Genomic DNA, 1,167 nt, shown 5'->3' on the forward strand with positions numbered 1-1,167 from the left:
CAGGTCGAGCGCGCTGTTGAGTTCCTTGGGCGCGTAGGTCAGGCCCAGCGCGGGCCGCACGAAGCGGCCGTCGCGGATCAGCCGCGGCACGATGCGGTTGACCTCGTCCACGGGGATCGAGAAGCCGATGCCCGCGCTCGCGCCCGAGGGGCTGAAGATGGCGGTGTTGACCCCGATCAGCCGGCCCGCCGAATCGAGCAGCGGGCCGCCCGAGTTGCCGGGGTTGATCGCGGCGTCGGTCTGGATCGCGCCGCGGATGGTGCGCCGGTTGACCGAATCGATCTCGCGGTTGAGCGCGCTCACGATGCCGGTGGTCAGCGTCTGGTCGAGCCCGAAGGGATTGCCGATGGCGTAGACCTTCTGGCCCACCTGCAGGTCGGCGCTGGTGCCCAGCGGCAGTGGCCGCAGCTTGGCCGCGGGCGCATCGATGCGCAGCACCGCGAGGTCGCGGTCGGGAAACACGCCCACCAGCTGCGCGCGGTAGCTGCTCTGGTCGGCCAGCGTCACGCGCGCGGCGGCCGCGTTCTGGATCACGTGGTAGTTGGTGACGATGTGGCCCTGCGTGTCCCAGACGAAGCCGGTGCCCGTGCCCTGCGGCACCTGCTGCACGTTGAGCGAGAACAGGCCGCGCTCCAGCCCGATCGAGGTGATGTTGACCACCGCGGGCGAGGCGGCCTTGAACACGGCGATGTTGTTCTGCTCGTCGGCCCCGAGCGCGCCGCGCGCGGCGATCGGGCGCGGCACGGCCTCGGCGCGCGGCTGGGCATGGCCGGGGAGGGCGAGCAGGGTGGTCAAAAGGAGCGGGAGGAGGAAGAGGGTTCGCATGGCGCGGTGGGCATTGAACGGGAGCGGGGCGGACTTTAGCGGGCCGCGGTGACCGGCGATGGATTGCGATCCTCGCGGCGGCGTTCGGTTCTGCGCGCGGCGCGATTTTTCCGGCGCGCCCGGCTGGCGCTCGTCCGACGCGGCCCCACCGGGTGGGCGCCAATAATCGCGCCATGCTGTCGTTCCTTCGCTCCCGCTGCCTGGCCGCCCTGGCCCTCGGCCTTTCGCTCTCGCTGCTGCTGGCCGCCGCGCCCGCCGCGGCCCAGGACCGCGCGCAGGCGCTGCTGCAGTTCGAGGGCGTGCCGGCGCGCTATCAGGCCGCCTACGCACCCGGCGCCGTGG

General features: G+C 72.5%; 1 protein-coding gene. It reads right to left on the reverse strand.

The window, feature by feature from the left end; genetic code table 11:
* Positions 1-795: S1C family serine protease (locus AC27VN_RS41995; protein ID WP_490880589.1), on the reverse strand; the 795-nt coding region annotated here is incomplete at its 3' end.
* Between the last annotated feature and the right edge of the window lie 372 nt (positions 796-1,167).

The sequence above is a fragment of the Variovorax sp. 20P10.2.4 genome, from assembly GCF_058244205.1.